The organism is Paenibacillus sp. GM2 (genome assembly GCF_900069005.2).
Taxonomy (GTDB): domain Bacteria; phylum Bacillota; class Bacilli; order Paenibacillales; family Paenibacillaceae; genus Fontibacillus.
The window spans coordinates 1,028,831-1,055,479 of the sequence record NZ_LN831279.1 but is presented as its reverse complement, the minus strand read 5'-3'; the positions used below and the strand labels follow the sequence as shown (position 1 = coordinate 1,055,479).

The 26,649-nt window shown below is 47.5% G+C and carries 23 protein-coding genes and 1 pseudogene; 11 read left to right on the top strand and 13 right to left on the bottom strand.

Annotation, left to right across the window (positions count from 1 at the left end; all coding sequences use genetic code 11):
- Positions 1 to 25: 25 nt before the first annotated feature.
- Positions 26 to 1,315, bottom strand: a complete 1,290-nt coding sequence (locus BN1360_RS14580) for a glycoside hydrolase family 125 protein (RefSeq protein WP_068780580.1) — start codon at positions 1,313 to 1,315, stop codon at positions 26 to 28.
- Positions 1,316 to 1,615: 300 nt separating this feature from the next.
- Here BN1360_RS14580 and BN1360_RS14575 point away from each other — a divergent pair, with 300 nt between their 5' ends.
- Positions 1,616 to 2,707, top strand: coding sequence for a GntR family transcriptional regulator (locus BN1360_RS14575; RefSeq protein ID WP_068780579.1), 1,092 nt, complete (start codon positions 1,616 to 1,618; stop codon positions 2,705 to 2,707).
- Positions 2,708 to 2,742: 35 nt separating this feature from the next.
- The gene (locus BN1360_RS14570; protein WP_068780578.1) at positions 2,743 to 4,932 is read left to right on the top strand and encodes a GH92 family glycosyl hydrolase; all 2,190 of its coding nucleotides are present in this window, start codon (positions 2,743 to 2,745) and stop codon (positions 4,930 to 4,932) included.
- 1,856 nt (positions 4,933 to 6,788) lie between these two features.
- Here the strand turns inward: BN1360_RS14570 and BN1360_RS14565 are convergent.
- Together BN1360_RS14565 and BN1360_RS14560 are read right to left on the bottom strand one after the other, a co-directional pair.
- Positions 6,789 to 7,658 (bottom strand): AraC family transcriptional regulator, encoded by an 870-nt coding sequence (locus tag BN1360_RS14565; protein ID WP_068780577.1) that lies wholly within the window; start codon positions 7,656 to 7,658, stop codon positions 6,789 to 6,791.
- Positions 7,659 to 7,818: 160 nt separating this feature from the next.
- Positions 7,819 to 8,544 (bottom strand): ThuA domain-containing protein, encoded by a 726-nt coding sequence (locus BN1360_RS14560; protein WP_068780576.1) that lies wholly within the window; start codon positions 8,542 to 8,544, stop codon positions 7,819 to 7,821.
- Positions 8,545 to 9,236: 692 nt separating this feature from the next.
- Between BN1360_RS14560 and BN1360_RS26230 the strand changes: the two genes are divergently transcribed.
- From BN1360_RS26230 to BN1360_RS14545, 4 genes are all read left to right on the top strand, one after another.
- The gene (locus tag BN1360_RS26230) at positions 9,237 to 9,368 is read left to right on the top strand and encodes a hypothetical protein (RefSeq protein WP_267490887.1); all 132 of its coding nucleotides are present in this window, start codon (positions 9,237 to 9,239) and stop codon (positions 9,366 to 9,368) included.
- 306 nt (positions 9,369 to 9,674) lie between these two features.
- The gene (locus BN1360_RS14555) at positions 9,675 to 10,112 is read left to right on the top strand and encodes a MerR family transcriptional regulator (RefSeq protein WP_068780575.1); all 438 of its coding nucleotides are present in this window, start codon (positions 9,675 to 9,677) and stop codon (positions 10,110 to 10,112) included.
- Positions 10,105 to 10,881: an SDR family NAD(P)-dependent oxidoreductase gene (locus tag BN1360_RS14550; RefSeq protein ID WP_068780574.1), complete on the top strand. Its 777-nt coding sequence runs from the start codon at positions 10,105 to 10,107 to the stop codon at positions 10,879 to 10,881. Before BN1360_RS14555 ends, BN1360_RS14550 begins: the two co-directional genes overlap by 8 nt.
- A 181-nt stretch (positions 10,882 to 11,062) precedes the next feature.
- Positions 11,063 to 11,725, top strand: coding sequence for an aminotransferase-like domain-containing protein (locus BN1360_RS14545; protein WP_068780573.1), 663 nt, complete (start codon positions 11,063 to 11,065; stop codon positions 11,723 to 11,725).
- Positions 11,726 to 11,832: 107 nt separating this feature from the next.
- Here the strand turns inward: BN1360_RS14545 and BN1360_RS14540 are convergent, their stop codons facing one another.
- Together BN1360_RS14540 and BN1360_RS14535 are read right to left on the bottom strand one after the other, a co-directional pair.
- Entirely contained in the window at positions 11,833 to 12,192 is a 360-nt protein-coding gene (locus BN1360_RS14540) for a PH domain-containing protein (protein ID WP_148466580.1), read from the bottom strand.
- A 13-nt stretch (positions 12,193 to 12,205) separates the two neighbouring features.
- The gene (locus BN1360_RS14535) at positions 12,206 to 12,748 is read right to left on the bottom strand and encodes a helix-turn-helix domain-containing protein (protein WP_068780571.1); all 543 of its coding nucleotides are present in this window, start codon (positions 12,746 to 12,748) and stop codon (positions 12,206 to 12,208) included.
- A 224-nt stretch (positions 12,749 to 12,972) separates the two neighbouring features.
- On the opposite strand from BN1360_RS14535, the gene BN1360_RS14530 reads away from it, so the two are divergent.
- Positions 12,973 to 13,704 carry a class I SAM-dependent methyltransferase gene (locus BN1360_RS14530; protein ID WP_068780693.1) on the top strand — a complete coding sequence of 244 codons (732 nt, stop codon included), beginning with the start codon at positions 12,973 to 12,975 and terminating at the stop codon, positions 13,702 to 13,704.
- Positions 13,705 to 13,977: 273 nt separating this feature from the next.
- Here BN1360_RS14530 and BN1360_RS14525 read toward each other — a convergent pair whose 3' ends face one another.
- Positions 13,978 to 14,550 carry an HDIG domain-containing metalloprotein gene (locus BN1360_RS14525; protein WP_068780570.1) on the bottom strand — a complete coding sequence of 191 codons (573 nt, stop codon included), beginning with the start codon at positions 14,548 to 14,550 and terminating at the stop codon, positions 13,978 to 13,980.
- A gap of 42 nt (positions 14,551 to 14,592) precedes the next feature.
- Positions 14,593 to 15,543: a carbon-nitrogen hydrolase family protein gene (locus BN1360_RS14520; protein WP_068780569.1), complete on the bottom strand. Its 951-nt coding sequence runs from the start codon at positions 15,541 to 15,543 to the stop codon at positions 14,593 to 14,595.
- A 571-nt stretch (positions 15,544 to 16,114) separates the two neighbouring features.
- On the opposite strand from BN1360_RS14520, the gene csaA reads away from it, so the two are divergent.
- Complete coding sequence (gene csaA / locus BN1360_RS14515; protein WP_068780568.1) at positions 16,115 to 16,444, top strand: chaperone CsaA; 330 nt, start codon at positions 16,115 to 16,117, stop codon at positions 16,442 to 16,444.
- An 865-nt stretch (positions 16,445 to 17,309) separates the two neighbouring features.
- Positions 17,310 to 18,746, top strand: a pseudogene (pdxR, locus tag BN1360_RS14510) (MocR-like pyridoxine biosynthesis transcription factor PdxR).
- Between the two features lie 73 nt (positions 18,747 to 18,819).
- Here the strand turns inward: pdxR and BN1360_RS14505 are convergent.
- On the bottom strand, positions 18,820 to 19,722 hold the full coding sequence (locus BN1360_RS14505) for a COX15/CtaA family protein (protein WP_476445256.1): 903 nt from the start codon (positions 19,720 to 19,722) through the stop codon (positions 18,820 to 18,822).
- A 169-nt stretch (positions 19,723 to 19,891) separates the two neighbouring features.
- Here BN1360_RS14505 and BN1360_RS14500 point away from each other — a divergent pair, with 169 nt between their 5' ends.
- The gene (locus BN1360_RS14500; RefSeq protein ID WP_195714269.1) at positions 19,892 to 20,032 is read left to right on the top strand and encodes a hypothetical protein; all 141 of its coding nucleotides are present in this window, start codon (positions 19,892 to 19,894) and stop codon (positions 20,030 to 20,032) included.
- Positions 20,033 to 20,072: 40 nt separating this feature from the next.
- Here the strand turns inward: BN1360_RS14500 and BN1360_RS14495 are convergent, their stop codons facing one another.
- From BN1360_RS14495 to BN1360_RS14475, 5 genes are all read right to left on the bottom strand, one after another.
- Positions 20,073 to 20,642 (bottom strand): putative ABC transporter permease, encoded by a 570-nt coding sequence (locus tag BN1360_RS14495; protein WP_068780566.1) that lies wholly within the window; start codon positions 20,640 to 20,642, stop codon positions 20,073 to 20,075.
- Positions 20,643 to 20,710: 68 nt separating this feature from the next.
- Positions 20,711 to 21,511, bottom strand: coding sequence for a patatin-like phospholipase family protein (locus tag BN1360_RS14490; RefSeq protein WP_068780692.1), 801 nt, complete (start codon positions 21,509 to 21,511; stop codon positions 20,711 to 20,713).
- Between the two features lie 97 nt (positions 21,512 to 21,608).
- Positions 21,609 to 22,286, bottom strand: a complete 678-nt coding sequence (locus BN1360_RS14485; protein WP_068780565.1) for a DNA-binding protein — start codon at positions 22,284 to 22,286, stop codon at positions 21,609 to 21,611.
- A gap of 2,083 nt (positions 22,287 to 24,369) precedes the next feature.
- A complete protein-coding gene (locus BN1360_RS14480) occupies positions 24,370 to 24,780 on the bottom strand; it encodes a NusG domain II-containing protein (protein WP_068780564.1) in 411 nt (136 codons plus the stop codon).
- A gap of 78 nt (positions 24,781 to 24,858) precedes the next feature.
- Complete coding sequence (locus tag BN1360_RS14475) at positions 24,859 to 25,353, bottom strand: Fur family transcriptional regulator (RefSeq protein ID WP_068780563.1); 495 nt, start codon at positions 25,351 to 25,353, stop codon at positions 24,859 to 24,861.
- Positions 25,354 to 25,629: 276 nt separating this feature from the next.
- Here BN1360_RS14475 and BN1360_RS14470 point away from each other — a divergent pair, with 276 nt between their 5' ends.
- Positions 25,630 to 26,640: a permease gene (locus BN1360_RS14470; RefSeq protein ID WP_068780562.1), complete on the top strand. Its 1,011-nt coding sequence runs from the start codon at positions 25,630 to 25,632 to the stop codon at positions 26,638 to 26,640.
- Positions 26,641 to 26,649 lie beyond the last annotated feature (9 nt).

Genomic DNA, 26,649 nt, shown 5'->3' with positions numbered 1-26,649 from the left:
AAGGTTGGGCTTATTCATTATCCTCTTATTTGTTGATGCTGATGTCGAAATAATCCATGACCAACTCGCAGAACATCATATTCGCCCAAGAGAACCATTCCCTCGTATATTTCGTCGGATCATTCACATCAAAACCTTCATGCATCAGCTTAGTGCCGGCATCACACTCCACCAGCAGATTGAGGATGCGCTCCTTCTCCGCCTTATCGTCAGTTGTCATTCCTTCCATCGCCAGCGCGATAGGCCATACGTAATTCTCCGGCGTATGCGAGCTGCCGATTCCCTTCGCATAACTTCCTTCATAGAAGAACGGATTCTCGGCACTCAGCAAGGTCTTGCGTGTAGAAAGATACATAGGATCATTGCTGTCGCAGTAGCCCAAGTAAGGAGCGGACAACAGATTCGGAACATTCGAATCATCCATAATGCTATAATTTCCTAGACCGTCAACTTCATAAGCGTATACCGTCTCGCCGCTCGCATTGGAAACCTTGGCATGCTTCTGCAAGCCTTGTTCAATATCCTCACGCAGTTTGGTGATCCGTGCGATCAAGGAGTTGTCCTTCAGGATATCCTGGTAAATTTCCCGTAAATAATCGAGAACAACAACTGCAAACATGTTGGATGGAACGAGATAGCCGTAACGGCAAGCATCATCGCTCGGGCGGAAGCCGGACCAGGTCATGCCGGTAGGGGCAACTGGCGATCCCTTGCCGTCTCTGACAAGCGTATCCTCAAGGCGAGTTGTATCACGCACAAAAGTGTATGGCGAGCGGTTATGATCCTGCTCAGTCTCCCATACCTCTAGGACGTTGCGTACCGCTTGTTGGAATGTATCATTGAACTGCGCTGTACGCCCGGTTGACTTCCATAGCAGATAGCTAAGCTGGAGCGGGTAACAAAGCGAGTCGATCTCATACTTGCGCTCCCAGATCCACGGCGTCATTGCTGTATGGTCTGTCTGATGCCCGGCATTATTTCCTTCTTCATTAAAAGCATTGGCATACGGGTCCATGTTAATATATTGGAGCTGACGCTCGACCAGGCCGGCGATCATCTCTCCAAGATCGGCATCCTGCTTGGCAATGACAAGATATGGTCGTACCTGGGCAGTCGAGTCGCGCAGCCACATTGCCGGAATATCCCCGGTCAATAGGAAGGTCGTACCGTCTGGCTGACGCTTAACCGTCGTCAACAGCGTATTGGCGAAGCAGGCGTTAAAGTTCTCGGCCCAACGGGCATGCTCCTGGCCGCATAGCTCTGTAATTTGATCCATAAAGCTTTTGACCGATGCAGGAATTTCATTGTATCCCAAAATATTGGCCTCCTTAGTCTCTATCAAATCATCATTTCATATCCCTGATACGAGTGGTTGATATACCAAATCATCTTCATTTCTTATTTTATGATATACCATATCATTTGTCTAGCGTGTACATCCCTTATTTATTGCCATTAAAAATGGTTATACTACTATAACATCAGCCTATGTATTGCTGAAAAGCCTGTTCTATCGTATATTCTACATAATAACTTCAATTTTGTAGCGTTAACATATTCCTAATTGACATATCAAGCAAATAAATGATATACCAAATTTAGTGAGGAGAAAAATATGGAACAGATTCCACTATATCAACATATCGTCAACACATTGAAAGCAAGGATTGCTTCCGGAGAGCTTCAGCCCGGGGACCAGCTCCCTACCGAAGCGGAGCTCTCTAAAGAGTTCAAAGTGAGCCGGATTACATCCAAGCGGGCATTGACCGAGCTGGAAAATGCCAATTTGATCTACCGGGTACAGGGTAAAGGCAGCTTCGTCCATGCTGATCTACCTCCTCTCCGCCCTCTGCCCCGGATTGGCAAAGAGATTTTGTTCATTCTGCCATTCAGCCATAACCCGGGACTTGGTGATTATGAGAAAGGGATTAATGAATATTTAGCGACGACCGATTATACGTTAAATATTCAATCCAACACTGTGATCGGACAACGCAGGCTGCTGGAGACGGCGCTTCATAACAACCATTCAGGTCTGATCATCTATCCGGTGAGCAGCAGCGAGGATCTCGGCATTTTGTACCAATATTATCAGTCGAAGTTTCCGCTGGTTACGATGGATAAGATCATCGATGGTATTTCGTTCCCTTACGTTGTCTCCGACAATTTTGATGGCGGATACCAAGCCTGCAAGCACCTGATTGAGAACAATCATAAAAGAATCGCCTTTCTCACCCCTTCCCGAATCGAGAAGTCTTCGTCCATCCGGGAGCGTTACTTCGGTTATTTGCAAGCGCTCTACGACAACGGACTGATCGATTATAGCGTGAACGATCTGACAGAACGTTATTTATCCCATGAGGGTGGTGACGGCAAGGAGTACTACAGGGCGTTCATTCAAGCGGTTATGGACAACGGGATTACCGGGATTGTAGCGGAGAATGACCTGATCGCAATTGAGATCATGCAAATCGCCAAGGATACCGGGCTATCGATACCGGATGACTTCTCAATTGTAGGCTTCGACAATATTCATCTATCCAGCTTCGTAGAACCTAAGCTCACGACCATTTCTCAGGATTTTGCACAAATGGGCTATATGGCTGCCAAGAATCTGATCGGGATGCTCGAAGACCCGCAGCGGCCACAGGACAATGTGATCGTTCCGGTTCAACTGATCCGGCGTCAGACCGTGAAGCATCTATAAACGCCTACATCATTCAAATTTGAAGGAGTGTCTATATGCTGCATTATATTGATACCAGACAAGGCACCAACAACAAGCACTCTTATTCGAATGGGAACACACTTCCATATACATCCGTCCCGTTCGGCATGAATCACTTTGCGGTTCAAACTAACGATGAGGGAAGCTGGTTCTTTAACCCGCTGGACCGCGTCTTCCAGGGCTTCCGTCTCACCCACCAACCAAGTCCATGGATGGGGGACTTCGCCCATTTTCTAATGACACCTATTGCAGATGATAAGATTAGGGGCACCGTCTTCACCTGCCAGAGCTCATACCGGCCGGAAGAAGCGGTATTTAAGCCGAACTACGTCAGGGTGAAACAACAGCGCTACAACATTACCAGCGAACTGGTTCCAACATGTTACGGAGCTGCACTGCGCATTCAGTATCATTCTCGCCATCAGGCCGGGCTTGTGCTGAACGTGAAGAACATCAGCGAATGGCATTTGGATGCCGCTAACCGCAGACTCAACGGCTATGTCAGCAATTTTGCCGGCTGCCATGACGATCAATTCCGCATGCACGTAACGATGAGCTTCAATAAAAAGATCGATCCGGACACCTCCGGCTATTACGACGAAGAAGGCAAGCTCTATAGCGAAGCATCGGTCAGCGGTAAGGACCGTCATTTTGTTATCCGCTTCAAGGACTGTGAGACTGATTCCCTTAATGTCAAGCTGGCGACTTCTTTTATTAGCGGTGAGCAAGCTAATTTTAACCTGGAGCGAGAACTGAATTTGTCGATCGATGAGTTGAAAGAGCAAAGCGCCCAGGCCTGGAACCGATATTTGAGCAAAATTCAGGTATCGCACTCCAATGAAGAGTATTTGCGCACCTTCTACACTTGCCTGTATCGCATGTTCTTGTTCCCGCAGAAGTTTTACGAGCTGGATGCCAATATGGAGCCGGTTCATTATGATACCACAGCAAGAACGGTCAAGAAGGGTGTCCTCTATACGAATAACGGCTTCTGGGATACTTATAAGACCGTCTATCCACTCTACTCCATCCTAGCGCCGCAGGAATATGAAGAGATGCTGGAAGGCTATCTGAACTCTTACCGGGAAGCCGGATTCCTGCCGAAATGGTTGTCCCCGGATGAGCGCGGACTGATGCCGGGCACCTTGATCGACGCGGTTATCGCAGATGCCGCAGCCAAGGGAATCGGATTGAACATGATGCCTGAGCTGCTGGAAGCGATGCTGAAAGCGGCGACGACCCAGAGCGAGCAAACTTGCTACGGACGCCAAGGCACACTGGACTATATAAAATACGGTTATGTTCCGAGCAACTATCATGAGAGCGTTAACCATACGCTGGACTACGCTTATAGCGATTATTGCATCAGCCGTGTCGCCGATATACTGGGCAAGTCGGATATCGCCGACAAATACCGCGAGAGCGCGCTGAATTACCGCAATATCTTTGATTCCGAGCTCGGCTTTATGCGGGCCAAAGATCAGAACGGACAATTCCGTCCCGACTTCAACGACACGAGCTGGGGACGGGACTATGCCGAGGGAAGCGCCTGGCAGAACGGCTTCGCTGTATTCCAGGATTTCCAAGGGCTAATCGATGCCTATGGCTCAAAAGAACGCTTCTTCGCTAAGCTCACAGAACTATGTAATAAAGCGCCGGATTTTGATGTGCTCGGCTACGGCTTCGAGATTCACGAGATGAGTGAAATGGCCGCTATCGATTTTGGGCAAGTAGCAATCTCCAATCAGCCAAGCTTCCACATTCCATATCTGTTCAACTATGTCGGACAGCCGGCCTCATCGCAGGTTGTAATCAAACAGATCGTAACGAATCTGTTCAACAGCGGCTTTAATGGATATCCTGGCGACGAGGATAACGGCAGTATGGCCGGCTGGTATGTATTCAGCTCCATGGGCTTCTATCCGGTATCCCCTGGCAGCAACGAGTATGTGCTTGGCATTCCATTATTCGATCAGGTAACGATTGAGCTGCCGAACGGCAAGCAAATGCAAATCCGCACGGATAACAATAATCCGCAGTCCAACTTCGTATCCGGCGTCAAGCTGGCGGGTCAGGATTACACCAAGCTATTTATTACCCACGAAGATATTATGGAAGGCAAGACGCTCGACTTCCGTCTCGGCTTAGCTCCAACTTACCGCGACTACAAGCCGGAAGAGCTTCCTTTCTCGATCTCAAAATAAAACCACACAGGGACAGGCCGCTTCTCTCGGCCTGTCCCTGTTTTATTAAGGCGATTTTGCAGCGTTACCTGCGGCAATCTGTGAGCAATCGCTGCCGTTCTGCTACGCTCGGCAGCGTTTTGTTGCGTTCTGCTGCGTTCTGCTGCGTTGTGTTGCGTTGTGTTGCCTTTTCTGGTGTTCTGCTGCGTTTTCTGGTGTTCTGCTGCGTTCTGTAGCGTTACCTTTGGCGTTCAGCGGCGTTACCTGCTGCGCTCTTCGGCGCTCTTCGGCGCTCTTCCGCCTTCGGGCGCATCTGCGTAACTCCCTCCCGACGAGTTCGTTGGGTCTGAGCCTCTAAAGTCCGAAGTTGTGAGGTTCTGAGATATGAACTCCGAAGATCCCAAAGTTCTGGTTTCTGGGGTTCTGAGCATCTGTGAGGTCCCAGAGCAACCTATCCCAATTCTAACGAAACTGACAATCGTTATTTGCTCAAAATACCGCCTGAAAGTTCTCTAACGAAACGTGGTATCGCTATTTGCCTCCAATCCCGCAGATTGACCCCTTTTTCGCTCAAATAACGATATGGTGTTTCGTTACATTTCCAGCAGCCTCTTTTCCGCCTAAATAACGTGTCCCAGTTTCGTTAGCTAGCAAATCAAGCGAAAATATTGGCCGCTAGCCGCACCACGTAAACGCCCCGCACGTCTCCAAGTCTCCAATATGTCTTAACCAATTCTAACGAAACTGACAATCGTTATTTGCTCAAAATACCGCCTCATAATTTTCTAACGAAACGTGGTATCGCTATTTGCCGCCAATCCCGCAGCTTGACCCCTTTTTCGCTCAAATAACGATATGGTGTTTCGTTACATTTCCAGCAGCATCTTTTCCTCGTAAATAACGTGTCCCAGTTTCGTTAGCTAGCAAAATCAAGCGAAAATATTGGCCGCTAGCCGCACCACGTAAACGCCCCGCACGTCTCCAAGTCTCCAATATGTCTTAACCAATTCTAACGAAACTGACAATCGCTATTTGCTCAAAATACCGCCTCATAATTTTCTAACGAAACGTGGTATCGCTATTTGCCGCCAATCCCGCAGATTGACCCCTTTTTCGCCCAAATAACGGTATGGTGTTTCGTTACATTTTCAGCAGCCTCTTTTTCGCCTAAATAACGTGTCCCAGTTTCGTTAGCTAGCAAATCAAGCGAAAATATTGGCCGCTAGCCTCGCCACGCAAATGCCCCCGCACGTCTCCAATATGTCTTAACTAATTCTAACGAAACTGACAATCGCTATTTGCTCAAAATACCGCCTCATAATTTTCTAACGAAACGTGGTATCGCTATTTACCGCCAATCCCGCAGATTGACCCCTTTTTCGCTCAAATAACGATATGGTGTTTCGTTACATTTCCAGCAGCCTCTTTTCCTCGTAAATAACGTGTCCCAGTTTCGTTAGCTAGCAAATCAAGCGAAAATATTGGCCGCTAGCCGCACCACGTAAACGCCCCGCACGTCTCCAAGTCTCCAATATGTCTTAACCAATTCTAAAGAAACTGACAATCGCTATTTGCCCAAAATACCGCCTCATAATTCTCTAACGAAACGTGGTATCGCTATTTGCCGCCAAACCCGCAGATTGACCCCTTTTTCGCCCAAATAACGGTATGGTGTTTCGTTACATTTTCAGCAGCCTCTTTTCCTCCTAAATAACGTGTCCCAGTTTCGTTAGCTAGCAAATCAAGCGAAAATATTGGCCGCTAGCCTCGCAAACGCTCCGCACCATCCCCCAATATGCCACCAATCGTGGTTTCGCATAACAATAATAACCATAGGGACGGGGACGACTACAGGAAACCTGATAACCAACCGACGGTTACTCTTTGCCCGAGAGCGTCTTCCTATATTTTAGCGGTGAGAGCCCTGTTGCCTCTTTGAATAGATGATGGAACGTCTTCACACTGCCGAAGCCCGAAGCTTCCGCGACGTCAGCCATCGATCCCTCCTCGGTTAAAAGCAGCCATTTCGCCTTATTCAGGCGGTACTCATTCAGAAATGTAATGAAATTCTTCCCGGTATTTTTCTTGAACAGCCTGCTGAAATAGAACGGATCAAAGCCCATATATTCTGCCACTTCCTTCAGCGTCACCGATTCCTGATAATGCTCCTCCACATAGGAGAAGACCCGCTCCAGCTGCTCCAGTGTCTCACGGGACCGGATATTTCCGTTGCTGGCGTACTTGGCCATTTCATTACGGGGGATATCCCTGAAAATCATCGGCAGCATCTCAAATAACCGCGCCTTAACCATATACATATAGCCTTCCCGGCGCGAGATATTCTCCTCGTGCATATCCTCCACCAGGACGCGTATCCGCTCCATTACAGGGTCGGGCCATTTCCAGCTCGAATGCTCCATCTTCATAAAGGAATCGCTAATCGATTTCTTCCGCTCCGCATCGGTGGAGGAATCATAGAACAAGCTCAGATCAAATTGAATGACGATCCGTTCCCCCTCCGGTGCAGCCAGAAAATAATGGACGTCCCCGCCGGCAATGAACTGAATCTGTCCAGCATGCATCCGGATCGGAACATCGTTAATTCCCAGCTCCAGGCTGCCCTTCGTCACATATATAATTTCTATTTCTTTGTGCCAATGTGGATAACATAACCCTGCCCCAGAGTTAACAAAGCTCCTGAAGGAAAAGTCCTTATTCAACTCCGGGAGTTCCAAATAAATGCTCACATTCATCCCTCGTAGTCTTCGGTTGTCTTGTACTCACTGACTATATTAGACAATCTGATATAGGTTGTAAACCTGCGCAAAAAAGGACGGCGCCTCCGTTATTCGTACGAGGCCCGTCCTTCATTTTCTTTTGTTATAGAGATTTGATACTACTCACTCACTAATTCTTCTTGCTTACCTGCTCCAACGCCTCGGAATGACCGTAGACCGGATAAGCGCGCTTCACAGGTTCGCACCAGCGGACTCCGTTAATGATGACCTGCTGAATATCCGGGTGGTAATACGTCGGATACGTCTCATGGCCAGGCTGGAAGTAGAAAATCTTCCCGTTGCCGCGGCGATAAGTCGAACCGCTCGGGAATACATTGCCGCCTTCAAACCAGCCGACAAAGATCAGCTCATCTGGCGCCGGCACATCGAAATGAGTACCATACATTTCTTCCTGCTCCAGCTCGATATATTCGCCAATGCCTTCCGCAATCGGATGGCTCGGATCCATAACCCACAGACGCTCACGCTCATTCGCCTCGCGCCATTTCAAGTCGCAGCTCGTACCCATCAGCTTCATGAAGATTTTCGACATATGCGCCGAATGCAGTACGACAAGTCCCATTCCGCGCAGGACATGGCGATGCACCCGTTCTACAACCTCATCGCTTACTTCTTGGTGGGCGACATGTCCCCACCAGATCAATACGTCAGTATCGTTAAGCACTTCCTCCGTCAGGCCGTGCTCCGGCTCATCCAGTATTGCTGTCTTCACGTCCATACCCGCTTCCTTCAAGAAGCTGGCCAGTTGCCCGTGAATTCCTTCCGGGTATACCTCGCGAACCTTAGCGTCCGTCTGCTCATGACGATATTCATTCCATACCGTTACTCTTGTCATATTCGTATTCCTCCCGCTTCCTGCTCATTTAGCCCAGAATGTCTTTTTATATGTTTAGAGAGATTGTTCAAAAAGCCCGTTTCTGTTAATAAGCCAATCGAAGTTATTCAAGGCTTAGCGACCGCGATCCTAAGGTACGTTTTCTTGCGATATAGAATTTCATCAGCTCCCGCTGATAACGAATAAATTCCATACTCTAACACGAAGATTTACCAGGCGGCAACTCGGCATTGATCCTTAAATTCAACCGGGCCTAAGCAGATGCTTTCGAAGGCATATTGCCTACGGTAACATCTCAGGTACTCACGTACCCTCTACCAGCAACTGCCTGTCGAGGTCGTTTTCTTCGAAAACGGGTAGCTTCGCTCCCTAGACCCTGGCTTCATCCAACAACAGAACTGTTCTGCAAAAACGCACATCGGAAGTCTCAGCTTCGGTGCTGAAAATCGACCTTTTTGAACTCCATTTATATGTCTATCATACCTAACGACCAGGCTGTTTTCTTCCTACGGTTTGTTCTATTATTCCTGAATTTTGTCTTCCAAATATTTACTGTTCCAATGGGCAGTGTCCATAAGGAAGCAGCTACCGAACACTAAAATAACGAGATAGATAGCCAACAGACAATGTATAGTCCTAAGAAATAAAGGAAAATTGAACAACAGATATATTTGAATTGGAGGGCAAATATTATGCCGAAAAGAGAACGGAATTTACGGCTTCATATCATGGTAACACATGAAGAATTAGCCGCCATACGGGAACGTATGGTAGAGGTGAACAGTCAAAATCAGAGTGCCTTTATCCGCAAGTTGGCCCTTTAACAGTATTCAGGGCTCTTAGACCACTTTGCAAAGTTGGTTGTACTTTAGGACTTCGAGCCAAGTCGGCCCGAAGTCAAATAAGGAATGAGCGACAGCGAAATGACGCAACTTAGGCCGGGTTTGGGGTGGCTACCCCAACAAGCAATTTTGAGATTTGACCGGAAGGGAAAAGCCTCAAAATGTGCAAGTGTGTGCACACTTGCCCTGCTTGCTGATTTAGCAAAACTCTTATGATCTTCAAAAAAAGCCTTGACATGGAGTGCACTCCATTGGGATATGTTAAATAGTAGGAAAGGTGGTGTGACGATGTATTCTGCTGGTGAAGTGGCAAAAAAATTAGGGCTTTCAAAGGATGGCCTTCGATATTATGAAAAAGAAGGTCTACTGCCCCCAATTAAGAGAGATGCTTCTGGCTATCGTTCTTACAGTGAGGCAGATGTTGAATGGATATTCCTTATTCGTTGTTTGCGAGACACAGATATGCCCATATTCAAAATCAAACAATATGTATCTCTTCTTATGCAAGGAGAGAATAATTCTATTCCAGAGCGTAGGGCAATACTCAAAGACCATCAAAAATATATCGAAGAAAAGATTAGCATATATCAAATGCTTGCACGGTTGATTGATAAAAAAATCGCCTTTTATGATGAAGCTCTTAATAATTCTAATGCAAAATGTGTTGATTATGCAGAAGAATGGAACCATTTTAGGGAGGTTTTGGGAGGTATTAAGCATGACTAAATATGCAGTAGTAACAGGTGCCACCAGTGGCATTGGCAAAGCCTTTGCCGAAAAACTGGCAAAAGAAAAATACAATCTTATTCTTGTATCCCGAGATGAGAGTAAACTGTTGAATCAGCAAACGATGATATCCAAAGAATATGATGTCGTAGTGTATACTATCGCCATTGACCTTACGGAACGGGGTGCAGCCAAAAGGGTATATACGGAGGTTACACAGCGCAGGCTTGTGGTGGAGATATTAATAAACAATGCGGGCTTTAACGAGTGTGGTACATTTCTTGAAACTGACATTGAAAAGGAAGTGGCTATGATTCAGCTTCATTCAATATGTACCACTGAATTGATGAAGTTTTTCTTACCGTCTATGGTAGAAAAGAAATATGGTCGTATTATCAATTTAGGCTCAACCGGCTCTTATATGGCTTGTCCCAATGATGCTGTATATGCAGCCACTAAAGCCTATATTTTACAAATGTCAAAAGGTATTAATGCAGAACTCAAAGGAACTGGCGTTGTAGTCACAACGCTTTGCCCCGGCTCTACCAAAACCGCTTTTGCATCCAAAGCAGGGATGGAGAGTACTTTACTGTTTACACTTTTTGTCATGGAACCGGAGACCGTAGCGGACATTGGTTATCGTGCTATGCTCAAAGGCCGCACTTCTATAATTGTGGGCTTGTATAATAAACTACTGGTGTTTACATCAAAAATAACACCCTCTACCATTCTAAATTCACTGACACAAAAAATGCTAACGAAATCTTAGATACATGGTTTGTAACTGACTTCGGGCCAACTTGGCTTGAAGTCCACCATAATGAAATATGACAAAAACACTCACCGCTTATGCGGAAAAGAAAAAACCGTTATTCGGTGGGTGGATAGCTATGCCATAAAAAACGTATTACCGCCGCGGTAAGCGCTGCCGGCAAATTAATTGTTGTCATATGACTTCCTCCATTCGATTTTTAGGGGTTCGGGTTGCTAAAATCGAATGGGGTACGGCGGGGAACTCTGCAAGGGTCGGCGATGGAACCTATGTATCGAACAATAGCTGGAATGTTCTAATCAAGAACAATCATCCGGATTGGGAGAAGCACATCTCCTGCAGCATTTATGAACCGAATTTCCGGACAATCCAGCTTATTAATGAATATGAGCAGCGGGAGGATATCATCCGGCTAGGAACCGGTGAGCAGTCCCCGGAACTGCTGCCAACGGCCGCCTTACAGCGCTCTTTGCAGAACATCCCGCTTACCTCCCGGGATCTCGGTTACTCCGAACCAAAGGGGAGCAGACAGCTTCGTCATGCTCTCAGCCGATATGCCATCAAGAGAGGAATTCAAGTCACCCCAGACAGTATCATGAGCGTGTCGGGCGCGCTACAGGCTCTGCAGTTGATTTCACTAGGTTTGCTAGAGCCGGGCTCAACCGTTTTTCAAGAATCCCCTTCTTATTTGAATTCAGTTCGTCCTTTTCAGTCTGCTGGAATGAGGATCATCTCCCTCGATAAGGGGAACTATATCCGGCTTTCTTATGCATACGCCAGCTTCGAACAGTTGGAGACAGGTCTGAACCTTTTATATGAAGCGATTGTGGAAGGAAAATAACCGCAGGGAAGCGCCTAACGATTCACCGTATTCTTTACAATGCATCTTCAGACGCTCCCCCTTGGATGTTGCAGTGCTATTTAAGCGGGCCTATGCCAAACCAATGTCTATTGAAGTAGGCTGCAGTGTGACCTAATATCGTTCGCCAGCTGTTCAGGAGCTTCGCTCCCCAAGACGATTTTATCGAATTCAGCTCCGTCGAGGTTGAGAATAACAACTTTATGCGCATCATGATAGGCCAGAAAATATTTCTCCCTCTGGATCACAAAGCTTCCGGCTTTATAATTATTTGTCGTAATCCCTGTTCTTTTTACCGCAGTCCATGGGAACTCGAAGCTGCCCGGTTGTACATCCACGATTGAAGCATAAGGGATTTTAATCTCTTTTTTCAAAATAGCTGCCACTTCCAGACCTGAAATATTTACGATTAATTCACGGTCACCCAAAACAACTTGCACACTCATCATGATCTCCTCCTCTTTATGATTGCTCGGATTTTTGCGGAATGAACATGCCGGCAAAGAGACGTGTCTTCCGCTCCGACGAAGGCTTGTTATCCAATACCTTCTCAAGGCATTGGTTAACGGATTGAACCAGCTCTATAAATTCTTCGTCGCTCACATGAATCGGTGTGGACCAGTATCCAAACCCTTCTTCTTTGTATTTCTCAGGTGACGTATTCGCCAGATACGTGGTAGCCAGCTGCAGCAAATTACTGTGAAATACGGAAAAATAACGAATGTGATCCTCAATTGAGGTCGATTCGATTTCCCCTTCGGGAACCTTCAGGTTACCTTCTCTTACTGAAAATAGACGCTCCTCCGTCCCCTTCACCTTTTGCGTGTCAGCAATCTCGATTAACTCCGCCTTGAGCAGAAGATTGACATGCCGGTATAAAGTAGCCTGAGGAACATCGCCAAGCGCTTCGGTCAGTTGGGCTATCGTTAACGGTTTACCTAACAGCAATTGTTGTACAATGCGCATACGCACGGGATGAAGCAGTACATCGGCCTTTTTAGTCATCGCTATGCCCCTTATTAATCATTATCATTTTATAAAATGATAATAACATTGTTTTCCGTAATCGTAAATAGAACAGTTTTAGTTCATCCGCCATTTATGTAATAATGATCATAACCTATGTACATTGGGGTGAGAGAAATGGTCAGACGGAGATAGGTAGCCTCCTGAGATGATTGGTTTACGGTTTTAGGAGGCTATCTTAATTTATAGGAGATGTATGTATGATGAGACAAAATAAATATGATGACGTAAATTTCTTTTCGGCTTACGGTAAAATGCTTCGTTCCGAAAAAGGGCTTGAAGGGGCCGGCGAATGGCATGTATTTAAAGAAATGCTGCCTGAGCTGCAAAATAAAACGGTGCTTGACTTAGGTTGCGGCTTCGGTTGGCATTGCCGTTATGCTCGCGAACAACAAGCAAGCTCTGTGACCGGAGTAGATATATCTGCGAAAATGCTGCGAAAAGCCGATGAAATGACGGATGACCCTGCAATTTCTTATATGAAAATGCCTATAGAGGATATCCGCTTCTCCGCTTCGCAATTTGATGTTGTCCTTAGCTCTTTGGCTTTTCACTACATCCAGTCTTTTGATGCACTCTGCAGCAAAGTTTATGCCTGTCTCAAACCGGGAGGTTCTTTTTTGTTTTCCGTAGAACATCCTATCTTCACTTCTCGCAACGAGCAGGACTGGTATTACGATGACCGCGGGAATCGTCTTCATTGGCCCGTGGATCGGTACCAATTTGAGGGGCTGCGGAACACTACATTTCTTAATGAAGATGTTATCAAATATCATCGAACGGTTTCGACTTATATGAACGACTTGATTCATGCCGGGTTTATGTTGCGGGAGGTCCAGGAACCCGTTCCATCCGAAGAAATGCTCAGCAGCATTCCCGATATGAAGGATGAACTCCGCAGACCGATGTTCCTGATGATTTTGGCTGAGAAATAAGCTGCCGCACTATACACAAAGGGAGGCCCGAACCAGGGCTTCCTTCTTAACCTTTGATCCCGTTTTCTAACGAAACAGGAGATCGCTATTTGCACCAAAAAGTGCTGTTGGGAATTTTAACGAAACGGTGGATCGTTATTTTGCCACTTTCATGGTTTTTTGATCAAATGGAACACAAATAACGTTATGGTGTTTCGTTAGATTTAATTTAATGCTGTTTTTGCGAAAATAACGATATGGAGTTTCGTTAGAACTACAGAACCAAGTGGATCACTACAACTTGCTGCCTACACTGCTCAAGAAAAACTTCAGCGTATCCTCTCTTTGCGGCAAGAGGGCCTTCACCTTCTGCTCGGAATGGGCCAGCAGATCAGAGAGCTGCAGCTCCAGCAACGGAAGTACCAGATCTATACCTATTTTTCCGGTAATATCGTCTATGCTCTCCTGGATCGGGAACAATTCAGTATCATGGTATTTGACCAGCATACCAACCTCCCGCCGAATCGTATCGTCGAAGTCCAGACGCTGCAGGATGAAATCCCCCAGAATAACGCTAATCTCTTCATGCCCCTTGAAGCTGTCCACTCCATCCCGTGTAACCTTGGTATACGGCTTGCCGATATCATGGAATAATGCCGCTAGCTTCAGAGCAAGATCCTTCCTCACTCCATCCACTACCTCGTAAGTATGAAGAAGCACAGACAGTCGATGCGCCGGCATATGCTGCTCACAATCTTTGCAGACGATAAGTTCTGGAAGGATCGACAGCAATTCCTCTTCCGCTGAGGCTACGTCCTCATTCGTTAGCAGAATGGTCTCTAACCGTTCTCTCAAGCTTTTTTCCAATCTCTCCAACCCCTTTTTATGCTATAAAAAATTTATAGTTGTCTATTGTTTTCTCTGTACAATGTCCTGCTTCGTCTCATTCACAATCAACTGAAAAACATCCGGACGGCTATAATGCCCCACCGGATCGAAGTCAAACCGGCTCTGTACGACCTCGGAGAGATCCAGCGTTGCCACGAGCATGCCCTCCTGGTTATAGAGCGGCTCCGCAACATATTCCCCTAACGGTCCCACAATTGCGCTCCCCCCTCTACTAAGCACTTCGGGATCCTGCTCGATATCCGGATAACAGGCCAGGTCCGCGGGGTAGGATTCCCTGGTTGCGAACTGATTACAGGAGAGGACAAAGCAGCGGCCTTCGCAAGCAATATGGCGAATTGTCGACTGCCATGAATCCCGTGCATCCGCCGTCGGGGCTACATAGATATCGATCCCCTGCGCATACATCGCTGTTCGGGCTAGCGGCATATAATTCTCCCAGCAGATCAACCCACCTACCCTGCCAAAGGGGGTATCGATCACGGTTAATGTGCTGCCGTCGCCTTGCCCCCATAGCAGCCGTTCGGAGCCGGTAGGAACCAGCTTGCGATGCTTGCCCAGCAGTTCCCCGTCAGGCCCGATATAGATCATCGTATTAAATAAAGTGCCCGTACTGAACTCCTGATCGCGCTCCACAACACCGATAACAAGATGAACCCCCAATTCCCTGGCCAAATCCCCAATCTGCTTCGTCTCATTACCAGGAACATCGATGGCGCTGGACCAATAGCGTTCCCAATCTTTTCGCCCCTCGGGTGTACGGCTTCCGACGCGTGCTCCGAAGCTCAGACCGCGCGGGTATCCCGGCAGGAACACTTCAGGGAAGACGATCAGCTCCGCTCCCTGTTCAGCTGCTTCCTTCATCACCACAGCGATCTTGTCCAAGGCCGACTGCTTATTGAACAAGATGGGGGCGGCTTGAACGACTGCTACTTTCACCTGCCGATTTCTCACTTTATCATCCCTCTCTATGATCGATTCCGGCAATACATGGAGGTATCTTATCGAACCCTGAACCCTATCATAAAAGAGAGTGGACTAAATTAAACCATCCAATAGACCATAAATTGTAACCATCCACTTTTATGTTTGTGCAGCCATCCATTTGTTTATATATCGAAAAGCACTTATTTATTTGGTCTATTCGATCAAAATGTTATAGTGATACTACTAACCTATTTAATATGTGTTCAAAAAGTTCTGTTTCAGTATCGAAGCTTATGCTTTGCTAGGTGCGTTTTTTCAAACGCTCTGCTTGGTTGAAGCCAGGGGTTGAGGGGCAGAACTACACGTTTTTGAAAAAAAAGACCTCGGAAGGCAGTTGCTTGAAGTGGGAAAAGTCATCACCATGTGCTGCTCTGCTGGTAACATGACTTCGTAAGCATTCGCTAGATCCGTGTGAATTCATGATTCGATGCCCCGAGTTGAACTGCTGCTTTGACTCACTTCGGCTCACTTTAGATCAATAGTAGACTTTTTGAACTCCTCTATTTAGGACAAATCGTTTACCAGAAGGAGATTATTTATGGCCACCATTGAAGACTTTTTAAAACTTGATATCCGAATCGGTACCATTGTGGAAGCAGAGCCCTTCCCGGAAGCGCGCCAACCAGCCATTAAAATGAAAATTGATTTTGGAGAGCTCGGCATCAAAAGCTCAAGCGCCCAAATTACAAAGAGATATGCACCTGAATCTATCATTGGCCGCCAAGTCGCAGCTGTCGTCAACTTCCCGCCAAGGAGGGTCGCGGGATTTAAATCGGAGGTGCTTGTTATAGGTGGCGTTCCGGAGGCTGGCGATGTGATCCTGCTCAAACCTGACCACGCTGTTCCAAACGGAACCCCTGTTTCATAAGAACATTTCCCCCTCATTGGCGAGCCTTTTTGGAGAAGATACTCTATGCGGAGGGTCCAAACAAAATTTTCATCCAGACGGGCTTTATTACCCGGCCAAACGAAATGTTCATCTGCGTATCAAAAACCGGGTTTACGTAGAAATTGTTCATAGGCTAAGTAGGTTGGATTATGTGGTGTGGCTTGAGAGCTAATGCAGAGCGGATTGGAAACCTAATACGGAAACGAGCCTGAGGGCTAAAGGTGTAAAATCGGCCTGCCCCCTATTCCGAACTGTTGAACAGCTTGTTGACTAGCCTATACAACTTTTAACGAAACACCGTATCGCTATTTCAACCCAAATAACCAAATTATTATTCTAACGAAACCTCATATCGTTATTTGGGAGAAAAACAAGCTTTAGGCCCCGATTTGCCTTCAATAACGATACCCTGTTTCGTTAGAAATCGAGAGTCCTTTTGAGGCCCAATAGCGATACTAGGTTTCGTTAGAGTTGGCTTTGTTCATCTCTCGAACTGTAAAACCCGTCATATAGAAACGAAACAAGCTTTAGGCCCCGATTTTCCTTCAGTAACGATACCCTGTTTCGTTAGAAATCGAGAGTCCTTTTGAGGCCCAATAGCGATACCAGGTTTCGTTAGAAGTGACTTTATCTATTCCCACCATTTCGACGTTCTAAGTCTAAGGCGGGGGATCAGACTGGATTGCCTGAGCGCCCCAATCAATTTATCACGTCAGAACCCGTCATGTTCAATGGATCGCAAAAAAATTGTCAAGGTTGTGATGAAAACAGCCCCTGCAATCCTAAGGATCAGTGGTATGATAAAAGTCACAATAAGCCAGATTCACAACTGAAGGTGATGAACATGTGGAAACCCGACCGTCATAGCAAGAAACCGCTCTATGAACAAATTGCCGATCATCTGGAGAAGAGAATCGCCTACAGCGAGTTCCCCCCAGGCAGCCTGCTCCCGTCGGAACGAAAGCTGGCCGAGCAGCTCGGTGTAAATCGCAGCACCGTGATCCTTGCGTTCGCCGAGCTGCGATCGATGGGGATCATCGAAAGCCGCACGGGCAGTGGAACACGGGTAAGCCGGACCAAATGGGGCGCCACACCAAAACATACGCCAAATTGGAACCGATATGCTGAGGGCGGAAGCTTCCTGCCCAATCTGCCTTTTTTGCGCAAAATAAGGGATGCGCTTAGTCAAGATCCTTCGCTGATCGACTTTGCAAGCGGTGAATTAGCTGCAGATTTAGCCCCGCTTGATGAAATTGCCGCCCTGATGCGTGAGCATCACTACACCACATATCTGGGCTATGACAACCCGCAGGGCTATATACCGCTAAGACAAGCCCTGGTCGAGCATTTGCAGAAGTACCGGGGAATCCAGACTACGGAATCGTCGATCATGATAACCTCGGGTTCTCAGCAATCGCTATATCTGATTACGCAATGCCTGCTCTCCCCCGGGGACGCGGTGGCGGTTGAAGATCCGTCCTACTGCTACTCGCTGCCGATGTTCCAATCGGCCGGACTCCGCCTGTTCCGACTGCCTGTCGACTAATACGGCGTCCACCCCGAAGACATAAAAGAGTTATACAAGAAGCATCGGATTAAAATGGTGTTTCTGAATCCGAACTTTCAGAATCCGACGGGGGCGGTTATCAGCAGCGAACGTCGTGAGCAATTGTTCTCTGTCGCCAGTGAACTCGGGCTTCCGATCGTTGAGGATGATCCGTTCAGCCTAACAGCCTTTGAAGGAGCAGCCCCTGCCCCGCTCAAATCGATGGATGCCAACGGTAACATTCTCTACATCGGCTCTTTCTCCAAAATTGCCGCCTCCGGCCTAAGGATCGGCTGGATGGTAGCCCCGAATTCGATCGTGCAGCGCTTGGCCGATGCCAGACAGCAGATGGACTTCGGCTTGAGCGTCATTCCGCAGCAGGTTGCCGCTCAATTTATCAAATCGGACGCTTTCCAGCCTCATCTGGATCGTCTGCAAATCCAGCTCCAATTCAAGCGGGATCTGCTCATCGAGTCTTTGCGAAGGGAGCTAGGCGAGCAGATCTCATTCGTCACTCCGCAAGGCGGCCTGCATTTATGGTGCATGCTTCATCCCAAGGTGCCTGACGGCAAGCTGCTGGATGAAGCGATCCGAAGAGGCGTCGTCTTCGTGCCCGGCGGTGTCTATGGTTCGGATTCCGGCTTCGTCCGCTTCACATATGCCAGGGCAAAGACGGAGGAGATCGAGAGCGGCATCGCTAAATTCGCCGAGGCGCTGCATAGTCTGATAGACTAAGCAGTTGCAATCACCGCAGGCTTGCATAAAACAATCACCAGACTCAATGGATGGATTGAGCTTGGCGGTTGTTTTATGTCGAGCTATGGTACTTATAGGACAGGATCGCTTGGTCCGATAAAATGCAGAACAATATCGTAGCCAGTACATTGTGAAGAAGACTCGCGAACAGAAATAAATCCGGATGGCCTGCTGCTACTCCAAGAAGGGCGCCGCTGCCGATTTGAGCAATGACCAGAATAAGAGCCCAAAGCGTAACCGGTCGAAGCCCAGCCATTGCAGCCTGTTTTTTCCATCTGGCACTACGGACAAGAGCATAGAATCCAATGATAAGCAGAAGCAGGATCAGTGCAGCAGCCCGATGCGCAAACACGGGTCCTGCCGAACCGGATAAATCCGGGATCAGTTGACCATTGCAAAGCGGCCAGCCCTTGCAGCCTCCCCCAGCCTGCTTATGGCGTATATAAGCCCCGAGATACACTACACCGTAACAAAATAGCCAGATTCCGCAAGCCATGAAATAACCCATCGCAGGGAGTTGCCGTGCGTAGCTCTGCTTCTCGATTCTCTTCATCCGATGGCTCCATAACACAAGCAGCATGCTGCAGGCGACCGCTAACAATGAAATTCCAAAATGAAGCGCCATAACAGCCGGTTGCTGTGGCCATATAACGGCTGCTGCCCCCATCAAGGCCTGGATAATCGTGAACAGTAGTGTGCCGCCTGCATACAGTAACGCTTCAGGATGCCTTAAATAACGCCATGTATAAATAAATGTCAGGAGCACGAGCAAACCTACTACTCCCGTTACCATGCGATGCGAATATTCGATCATCGACTCCAGCGTATAAGCGGGAATAAATTTGCCATTACATAATGGCCAATCGCTCCCACAGCCTCGTCCAGAGCCCGTCTTCGTTACTAATGCCCCTGCAAGCAGTACAAGGAACATTCCAATGAACGTCCCCCAGCTCAGCAGGCCATTTTCGTAAATCCATGCTTGCCACTTCTATCACTTCTTTCGCTGTTTTCGAATGGCCCTGTGAAGCTAACTTCACAGCGAACCCTGAGTCAACCCGATCTTAGCGAATCGAAGCAAGTCCGTAACCCTCCATTTGCCACCTTTCTATACCATCCAATCTGTTATGCCTTGGCTCTCGGAGCCGAATTCGGCCCCGCTGAAATGGCTGCTGGCTGAACGCGGACATATCCGCTCCCACCGCCTGCGCCTCCCGTTGACGAATATTAGCAGTGAAGGTAAGAAAATAGGAGCCGAGCTGCGCTGAGGGATTCTCTCCTCATAACGCCTTCCGGCTCCCTATTAAACTAGCGCAGTTTAAGCCTATGCAAACCGGCTGAATGCTTGCGCTGCCATTCCTTACTGACTGAGACGCCTGTATCTATGGCGAAATAGAACAGGATGATCCAGGCCGCTGTAATATTGAACCAGGCCGGTAAAGGCGTGAGCAGCTGCAGGATAGCCGGATGGATCAACTCTGCCAGCACAAAAGCCAAGGCTCCCCAAAGCAGGGAGTATTCTACACAGACGTAACCACCGATATTCATTTTTCGGCCCTGGTAATTCCACCATTTTCGATGAAAAACCCTGTCCAGTAGCCAACCTGTAGCATATTCCAGCCAGGTGACCAACAGAGCGGACACCAAGATGATAGCCAGGCCGCGTGCCCAAGGATCATCCAGCCTTGCCCCTGCCCGTGCTGTAACGGCAAGGATCAATAACGCTGCAAAGCCATAAATGGGGCAAAAGGGCCCGCACAAAAAGCCCCGATTTACAAAACGCCGCTCTCGAATGCTTGCATAGGATGTTTCCAGAAGCCAGCCGGCGAAAGCGTAAATCGCAAACAGTACCATTCTTTGTGCCAATGCGCTGCTCATGAGTTTTCACTCCTTGATCGCTATAAATAATGAATACACAAAAGACCAAAAAACAGGGTGCCAGACCCCTAAACCACCCTTGACTGCTCAAGTTCAATACGCTGCCGGATTTCCGCCAGACATCTTTCTGCAGCCTCTTCCCCCGCCTTAATGCATTCTTCCGCTTTGGTAAAATCAAATGACGCGTAATACCCTACCTCCGGACGGATCACATAATCGGCCTGTTTGAGACTGACATGCCTTCGCCCCGCTGCCATCAAGCCGTAGGAGCGATAGACTACCTCGATCATATTGCGCGGCGGTTTTTTCTCATGCTCTCTGGCGACGTCCACGGCAATAATATAACATGCTTCCCCATCATCCAGCGCTTCCTCCACGGGCAAATTGTTAAGCACTCCGCCATCAACAAGCATCCGGTCGCCATCCATTAACGGAGCAAACACGCCGGGAAATGCGGTTGTCGCCCTCAGAGCGGTTCCCAAATCTCCATGATCCAGAACAACCTGCTGTCCGCACATCAGATCAACCGCGATCGCTTTAAACTCCATCGGGAGTTGCTCGATAAGCACTCCTTGCGTGCTGTGCTGTTGCAGCAATTCATTAATGACCTGATGAACGGCTTTACCCGCCAGCAGGCCGCGATGGCGAATTCCCATATCAAGCAGACGATATTTCGGAGTGTTCAGAATCTTATCCTCAATCGCCTCGGCAGGCACTCCGGCTGCATACAAGCCGCCGATCACACCGCCCATGCTAGTGCCCGCTATCCGATCGATTTTAATCCCGTTCCTCTCGAATACTTTTAGCACACCGATATGCGCCAGACCCCGCACGGCTCCTCCGCCCAATACTAAGCCGGTTTTCATAATCATCACGCTCCACCTTTAATTCCTTCACTCATCTAAAATAATTCTTCACTACACCAAATACACAAAAGACCAAAAAACTATCGAAAAGCTAAAGCCTTTAAGCTAAAGCTTCATGCAGCAAATCGGACAGCATTCGCTGCTCGTTGTTGGACAGTCTGTTCAAAGTGTCCAGAAACTTGGAGACCAGCTCCGTCAGTTCATTTCCCATTTCATCGTTAATCGTCTGAATAATCGTTCCCAGAACGGTACCGACAAACAGTTGAATTCCGCTCTCGCTATGGAGTCTCTTGCTGACCAGTCCAGTGACCAAACGCTCTGTCTTGGTTCCAAGTTTCTTGATATAGATCAAAAACAGACCAAGGATATAACCGCAGAATTCCAGATTTGACGCTTTGGACGAGATTTCGCTCATGACTTTGCGAATAACCTCATTCGCATTGCTGTCCTTGACACTGCCTAGCAGCTTCCGGATATGCGCTGTCGTATGCTCCCAATCGGACGAATCGAAGTTATCCTCCCGGCTCTGCTTAAATAGATCGTTAGCCTGCTCGGTAGGAGCGAATACCACCTGCGATCTCCCGGTTTCCTTGGCGTTCACCTCATAGCTGCGGCTTACGAACCCCTGCTTCTCCATTTCCTTCATCATGTCATAGGCGGTCCATTTGCTCACACCTAAGGAGGTCGCTAATGTCTCATAATGAATAGGCAGTCTTGTGCGCTGATATAATTCAATTAATTTGTCCAGAAATTGCAGTCGACGTTTAGTAAGCTGCATGAAGTTCACCTCGATGGTTTGAGCGTTATTGAACGAACTGGATTCCGTTCTTGGGTCTTTTGTGTATATGGTAGCATGATAAAAATAGATCGTCAACTTCATTGGGAACTAGCTTATGCAAGTCATGGTTAAATATCGGCCGGAGCTTTACTCAGGCTTTCAGTCCACTCTGCATTACTCTCCCGATCCACTTTACTCAGTCCTCCATTCCACTCCGCATTACTCCCCGCCTCACCCTACTTGGCCTACCCATTTCACTCCACATTACTCTCCCGATCCACTCTACTCAGTCTTCCATTCCACTCTGCATTAGCTCCCGCTCACTCTACTTGGCCTTCTATACCACTCCACATAACTCTAACGACCAGCCTCTATAATAGACAAAAAAGAAGTCATCTAGACTCATCCAGATAACTTCTGTCGCGCCCATTTGACGGCTTTACAGTTGGATAAATGAACAAAGCCAACTCTAACGAAACCTGGTATCGCTATTCGGCCCAAAAAGGACTCTCTCGATTTCTAACGAAACAGGGTATCGCTATTGAAGGCAAATCGAGGCCAAAAGCTTGCTTTTCTCCTAAATAACGATATGGAGTTTCGTTAGAATTATTGTTCGGTCGTTTGGGTTGAAATAACGATACGGTGTTTCGTTAAAAGTTGTATAGGTTTGTCAACCGGCTGTTCAACAATCCGGAGGAATAGGGGAGCTGGCCAATTTTACACCTTATTACCTTCTTGGGCTTGCTCCCATCTTAGCTTTTTGGTCCACTCTACTCAGTCTCCCATTCCACTCTGCATTAGCTCCCGATCTACCCTACTTGGCCTTCCACTCCACTCTACATTACTCTTCCGATCCACCTCTACTCAGCCTTCCAAACCACTCTACACTACTCTCCCGACCCACCTCTACCCAGCCTTCCAAACTACTCTGCATTACTCTCCCGATCCACCCTACTCAATCTTCCATTCCAATCCACATTACTCTCCCGACCCGCCTCTCCAATAGACAAAAAAAGAAGTCATCTAGACTCATTCAGATGACCTCTGTCGCGCCCATTTGACGGCTTTACAGTTGGATAAATGAACAAAGCCAACTCTAACGAAACAGGGTATCGCTATTCGACCCAAAATGGGCTCTCTCAATTTTTAACGAAACAGGGTATCGCTATTGAAGGCAAATCGAGGCCAAAAGCTTGCTTTTCTCTTAAATAACGATATGGAGTTTCGTTAGAATTATAATTCGGTCGTTTGGGTTGAAATAACGATACGGTGTTTCGTTAAAGGTTGTATAGGTTTGTCAACTGGCTGTTCAACAATCCGGAATAGGGCAGCTGGCCAATTTTACACCTTCTTACCTTCTCGGGCTTGCTTTCGTATTAGTCTTCCCCCCACTCCACATTACTCTTCCCATCCACCTCTACTCAGTCTCCCATTCCACTCTGCATTAGTTCCCGATCTACCCTACTTGGCCTTCCACTCCACATTACTCTCCCGATCCACTTTACTCAGTCCTCCATACTACTCCGCATTAGCTCCAGCCTCACTCTACTTGGTCTACCTATTCCACTCCGCATTACTCCCCGCCTCACCCTACTTGGCCTACCCATTTCACTCCATATTACTCTCCCGATCCACTCTACTCAGTCTTCCATTCCACTCTGCATTAGCTCCCGCCTCACTCTACTTGGCCTACCCATTTCACTCCACATTACTCTTCCGATCCATCTCTACTCAGCCTTCCAAACCACTCTACACTACTCTCCCGACCCACCTCTACTTAGTTCCCACTCCACACTACTCTCCCGACCCACTTTACTCAGTCCTCCATACCACTCCGCATTAGCTCCCGCCTCACTCTACTTGGTTTACCTATTCCACTCCGCATTACTCTCCCGCCTCACCCTACTCAGCCTATCCGTTCCACTCCACACATCAGGTAGGAGGTGGCTGGGAGGTAGCCTCGGTTCAACGCGTATGACCAAGTAAATCGCCCTTTTCCACGCGTACCCCATACATCGTCAAGGATGTCCCATGGTACTAACGATAACGAAAGCTCACCACCGCCCCGGTACGGCAGCGGCGTCTAACGAACATATGCGTCGATTCCGTCCTCCGCAGGGGCAGGTGCGCCGCCAGTATGGACGATCTCCACATAAATCCGGTTTGGCACGCAAATGATCGTTTCGTTCGGACGGGAAATAAAGCCCATCTGCATGGAAATCTTCTTCGGACAATCCGCATAGATCATCTGGATTCCGTGGTCAAATACCTTCAGAATATTGTGACCGTACTCTGTCCGTATATCGATGCTCTGCTCTGCGCTATCTAAAGGCACGCTTTTATAGTGCTCTCCATCCACATTAATTTCGGCCACAAGTGTGCCCGGATCATACGATTGCTGGCTCTCCATAGCCTGGCGAAACAGGAGCCATGCCGATCCCAGCACTAACAAAATCACGATCAACAGAACATCGCCGCGTCTGAGCTTCAGCATCCATCTATCCTTCCATTCCTTCGTATTTAAACGTAAAAATTACGAATAAATACATCATAAAAGCCCATCGACGCTTTGTCAATGAGCTTCATGATTAGATTGACCGGCATCCTCTGATCCCTGCTCTAAGGATTCTGCGTCCCCAAGAGTCTGGCATTCCTCGCAAATCCCATAAACCTCAAAGCGATGGCGCAGCACCTTATAGTTCCCTGGCAGACCGGGCCCTTGATCCATAGGGCAGTAATCAAAAGGAAGTGTTTTTTCACAACTTACGCAAATCAAATGATGATGGTGATGAGCTGTACAGCTTCCTTTAAACTTCAAGCCGCCCTCCATGAAATAAAAGTGCTCCAAAACCCCCATCTCGCTTAGAATTCGAAGATTGCGGTATACCGTGTCCAGACTCATGCCCGGATAGCGGACCGACATTTGATTATATACATCCTTCGGCGATAGGTAACCATCATAATCCGCAAAAATTTGCGCCAGCGTTCTGCGCTGTTCAGTCACCCTCCATCCGTTCCGTGCCATCGTATCAAGCATCTCTTTTACTTTTGAGTGGCTTTCTTTCATAATCCGCACTTTCCCTTCCCTTTTATACAAAGCGACGAGCCTATTGATAATGAATCCGTAAAAACCTGTCCTTGTATTTTATCAAGAAAGGGGGGCATTGTCATATGATCGATTAAGCATCCCTGGCCTTACATCGCGAATATACTGTGAATTCTGCCAACATGCTCTGTTCCGGTTTATTCGTAAATTTTCTGATTAATTTCGCATAAAAGGTTATTTGCTAGAAACCCAAGCATAAAATGAATATATATATCATTCTATCGCAGGAGGCTTTTAATGAAAGTTTCAAACTTCTATAAAATGATGCCCCTATTCTTTGTCGTCATCTTTCTTATACCAGTCCTGACCGTCTCGTACCAGAACAACGTCAGCCTCCTCGCACACCCGCAGCTGCAGCAAATTAAGACGCTCTTTATCGGTGTTTTTCTGGAGGCCCTGCCGTTCATTATTTTGGGCGTGCTGCTCTCGTCTCTACTTCAAATCGTCATAAAGGAAGAGTGGATTCGCCGCTTAAATCCGAAAAATCCGGTAGTCGGCGTACTCCTTGGTTCCATGCTGGGAATCATATTGCCTATCTGCGAATGTGGAATGATTCCCGTCGTTCGCAGATTGATCTTGAAAGGGATGCCGGTATACATCGCAGTAACTTTCATTCTCAGCGGCCCTATTCTGAATCCGGTCGTGTTGGTGGCAACCATGGTCGCGTTTCGCTCACATCCCGAAGTGATCCTGGCCCGAATGGGACTGGCTTTTGCTGTGTCGATATCGGTAGGATTAATTGTATACATGCTGTCCCCCAAACAGCCGTTAAAGCAATCTCTGCAAAGGTTCCAGCTGGAATCGGGCAGCGCGGGCTTGCATCAGCATCCCAAAACATGGGAAAGCTTCTTCGTCCATGCCGGGAATGAATTGATAGAAATGAGCAAATATTTGGTGCTGGGCGCTTTCGTAACAGCTTGTATCCAGTCTTTAGTTCCCCGTGCCGAACTGTTTGCTCTTGGAAATGGCTCTATTTCCTCCTATTTATTTATGATGGGGTTTGCTTTTGTATTATCGCTATGCTCCACCTCCGACGCTTTTGTCGCCTCCGCCTTCACACATGCCTTTTCCGTAGGTCCACTCGTTTCCTTCCTAGTACTGGGACCTATGCTGGATTTCAAAGGCTTGCTCATGCTGCTGGCTACTTTCAAGCTCAAATTTGTTATCTTGCTTAGTCTTTTGCTGATTGTTCTAATATTTATCGGTTCTGTAGCTGTCGATTTTCTGATTCGGATGCAATTTGTATGAAGGAGTTGA

Bases quoted from the DNA above. Each gene is read 5' to 3' on its own strand.
- BN1360_RS14535 (WP_068780571.1), bottom strand. From the start codon at position 12,748: ATGACTAAAAAGGCCGATGTACTGCTTCATCCCGTGCGTATGCGCATT.
- BN1360_RS14500 (WP_195714269.1), top strand. From the start codon at position 19,892: ATGCCTTGGCTCTCGGAGCCGAATTCGGCCCCGCTGAAATGGCTGCTG.
- BN1360_RS14545 (WP_068780573.1), top strand. From the start codon at position 11,063: ATGACTTCCTCCATTCGATTTTTAGGGGTTCGGGTTGCTAAAATCGAA.
- BN1360_RS14540 (WP_148466580.1), bottom strand. From the start codon at position 12,192: ATGATGAGTGTGCAAGTTGTTTTGGGTGACCGTGAATTAATCGTAAAT.
- csaA (WP_068780568.1), top strand. From the start codon at position 16,115: ATGGCCACCATTGAAGACTTTTTAAAACTTGATATCCGAATCGGTACC.
- BN1360_RS14550 (WP_068780574.1), top strand. From the start codon at position 10,105: ATGACTAAATATGCAGTAGTAACAGGTGCCACCAGTGGCATTGGCAAA.
- BN1360_RS14560 (WP_068780576.1), bottom strand. From the start codon at position 8,544: ATGACAAGAGTAACGGTATGGAATGAATATCGTCATGAGCAGACGGAC.
- BN1360_RS14570 (WP_068780578.1), top strand. From the start codon at position 2,743: ATGCTGCATTATATTGATACCAGACAAGGCACCAACAACAAGCACTCT.
- BN1360_RS14575 (WP_068780579.1), top strand. From the start codon at position 1,616: ATGGAACAGATTCCACTATATCAACATATCGTCAACACATTGAAAGCA.
- BN1360_RS14470 (WP_068780562.1), top strand. From the start codon at position 25,630: ATGAAAGTTTCAAACTTCTATAAAATGATGCCCCTATTCTTTGTCGTC.
- BN1360_RS14555 (WP_068780575.1), top strand. From the start codon at position 9,675: ATGTATTCTGCTGGTGAAGTGGCAAAAAAATTAGGGCTTTCAAAGGAT.
- BN1360_RS14485 (WP_068780565.1), bottom strand. From the start codon at position 22,286: ATGCAGCTTACTAAACGTCGACTGCAATTTCTGGACAAATTAATTGAA.
- BN1360_RS26230 (WP_267490887.1), top strand. From the start codon at position 9,237: ATGCCGAAAAGAGAACGGAATTTACGGCTTCATATCATGGTAACACAT.
- BN1360_RS14480 (WP_068780564.1), bottom strand. From the start codon at position 24,780: ATGCTGAAGCTCAGACGCGGCGATGTTCTGTTGATCGTGATTTTGTTA.
- BN1360_RS14530 (WP_068780693.1), top strand. From the start codon at position 12,973: ATGAGACAAAATAAATATGATGACGTAAATTTCTTTTCGGCTTACGGT.
- BN1360_RS14495 (WP_068780566.1), bottom strand. From the start codon at position 20,642: ATGAGCAGCGCATTGGCACAAAGAATGGTACTGTTTGCGATTTACGCT.
- BN1360_RS14475 (WP_068780563.1), bottom strand. From the start codon at position 25,353: ATGAAAGAAAGCCACTCAAAAGTAAAAGAGATGCTTGATACGATGGCA.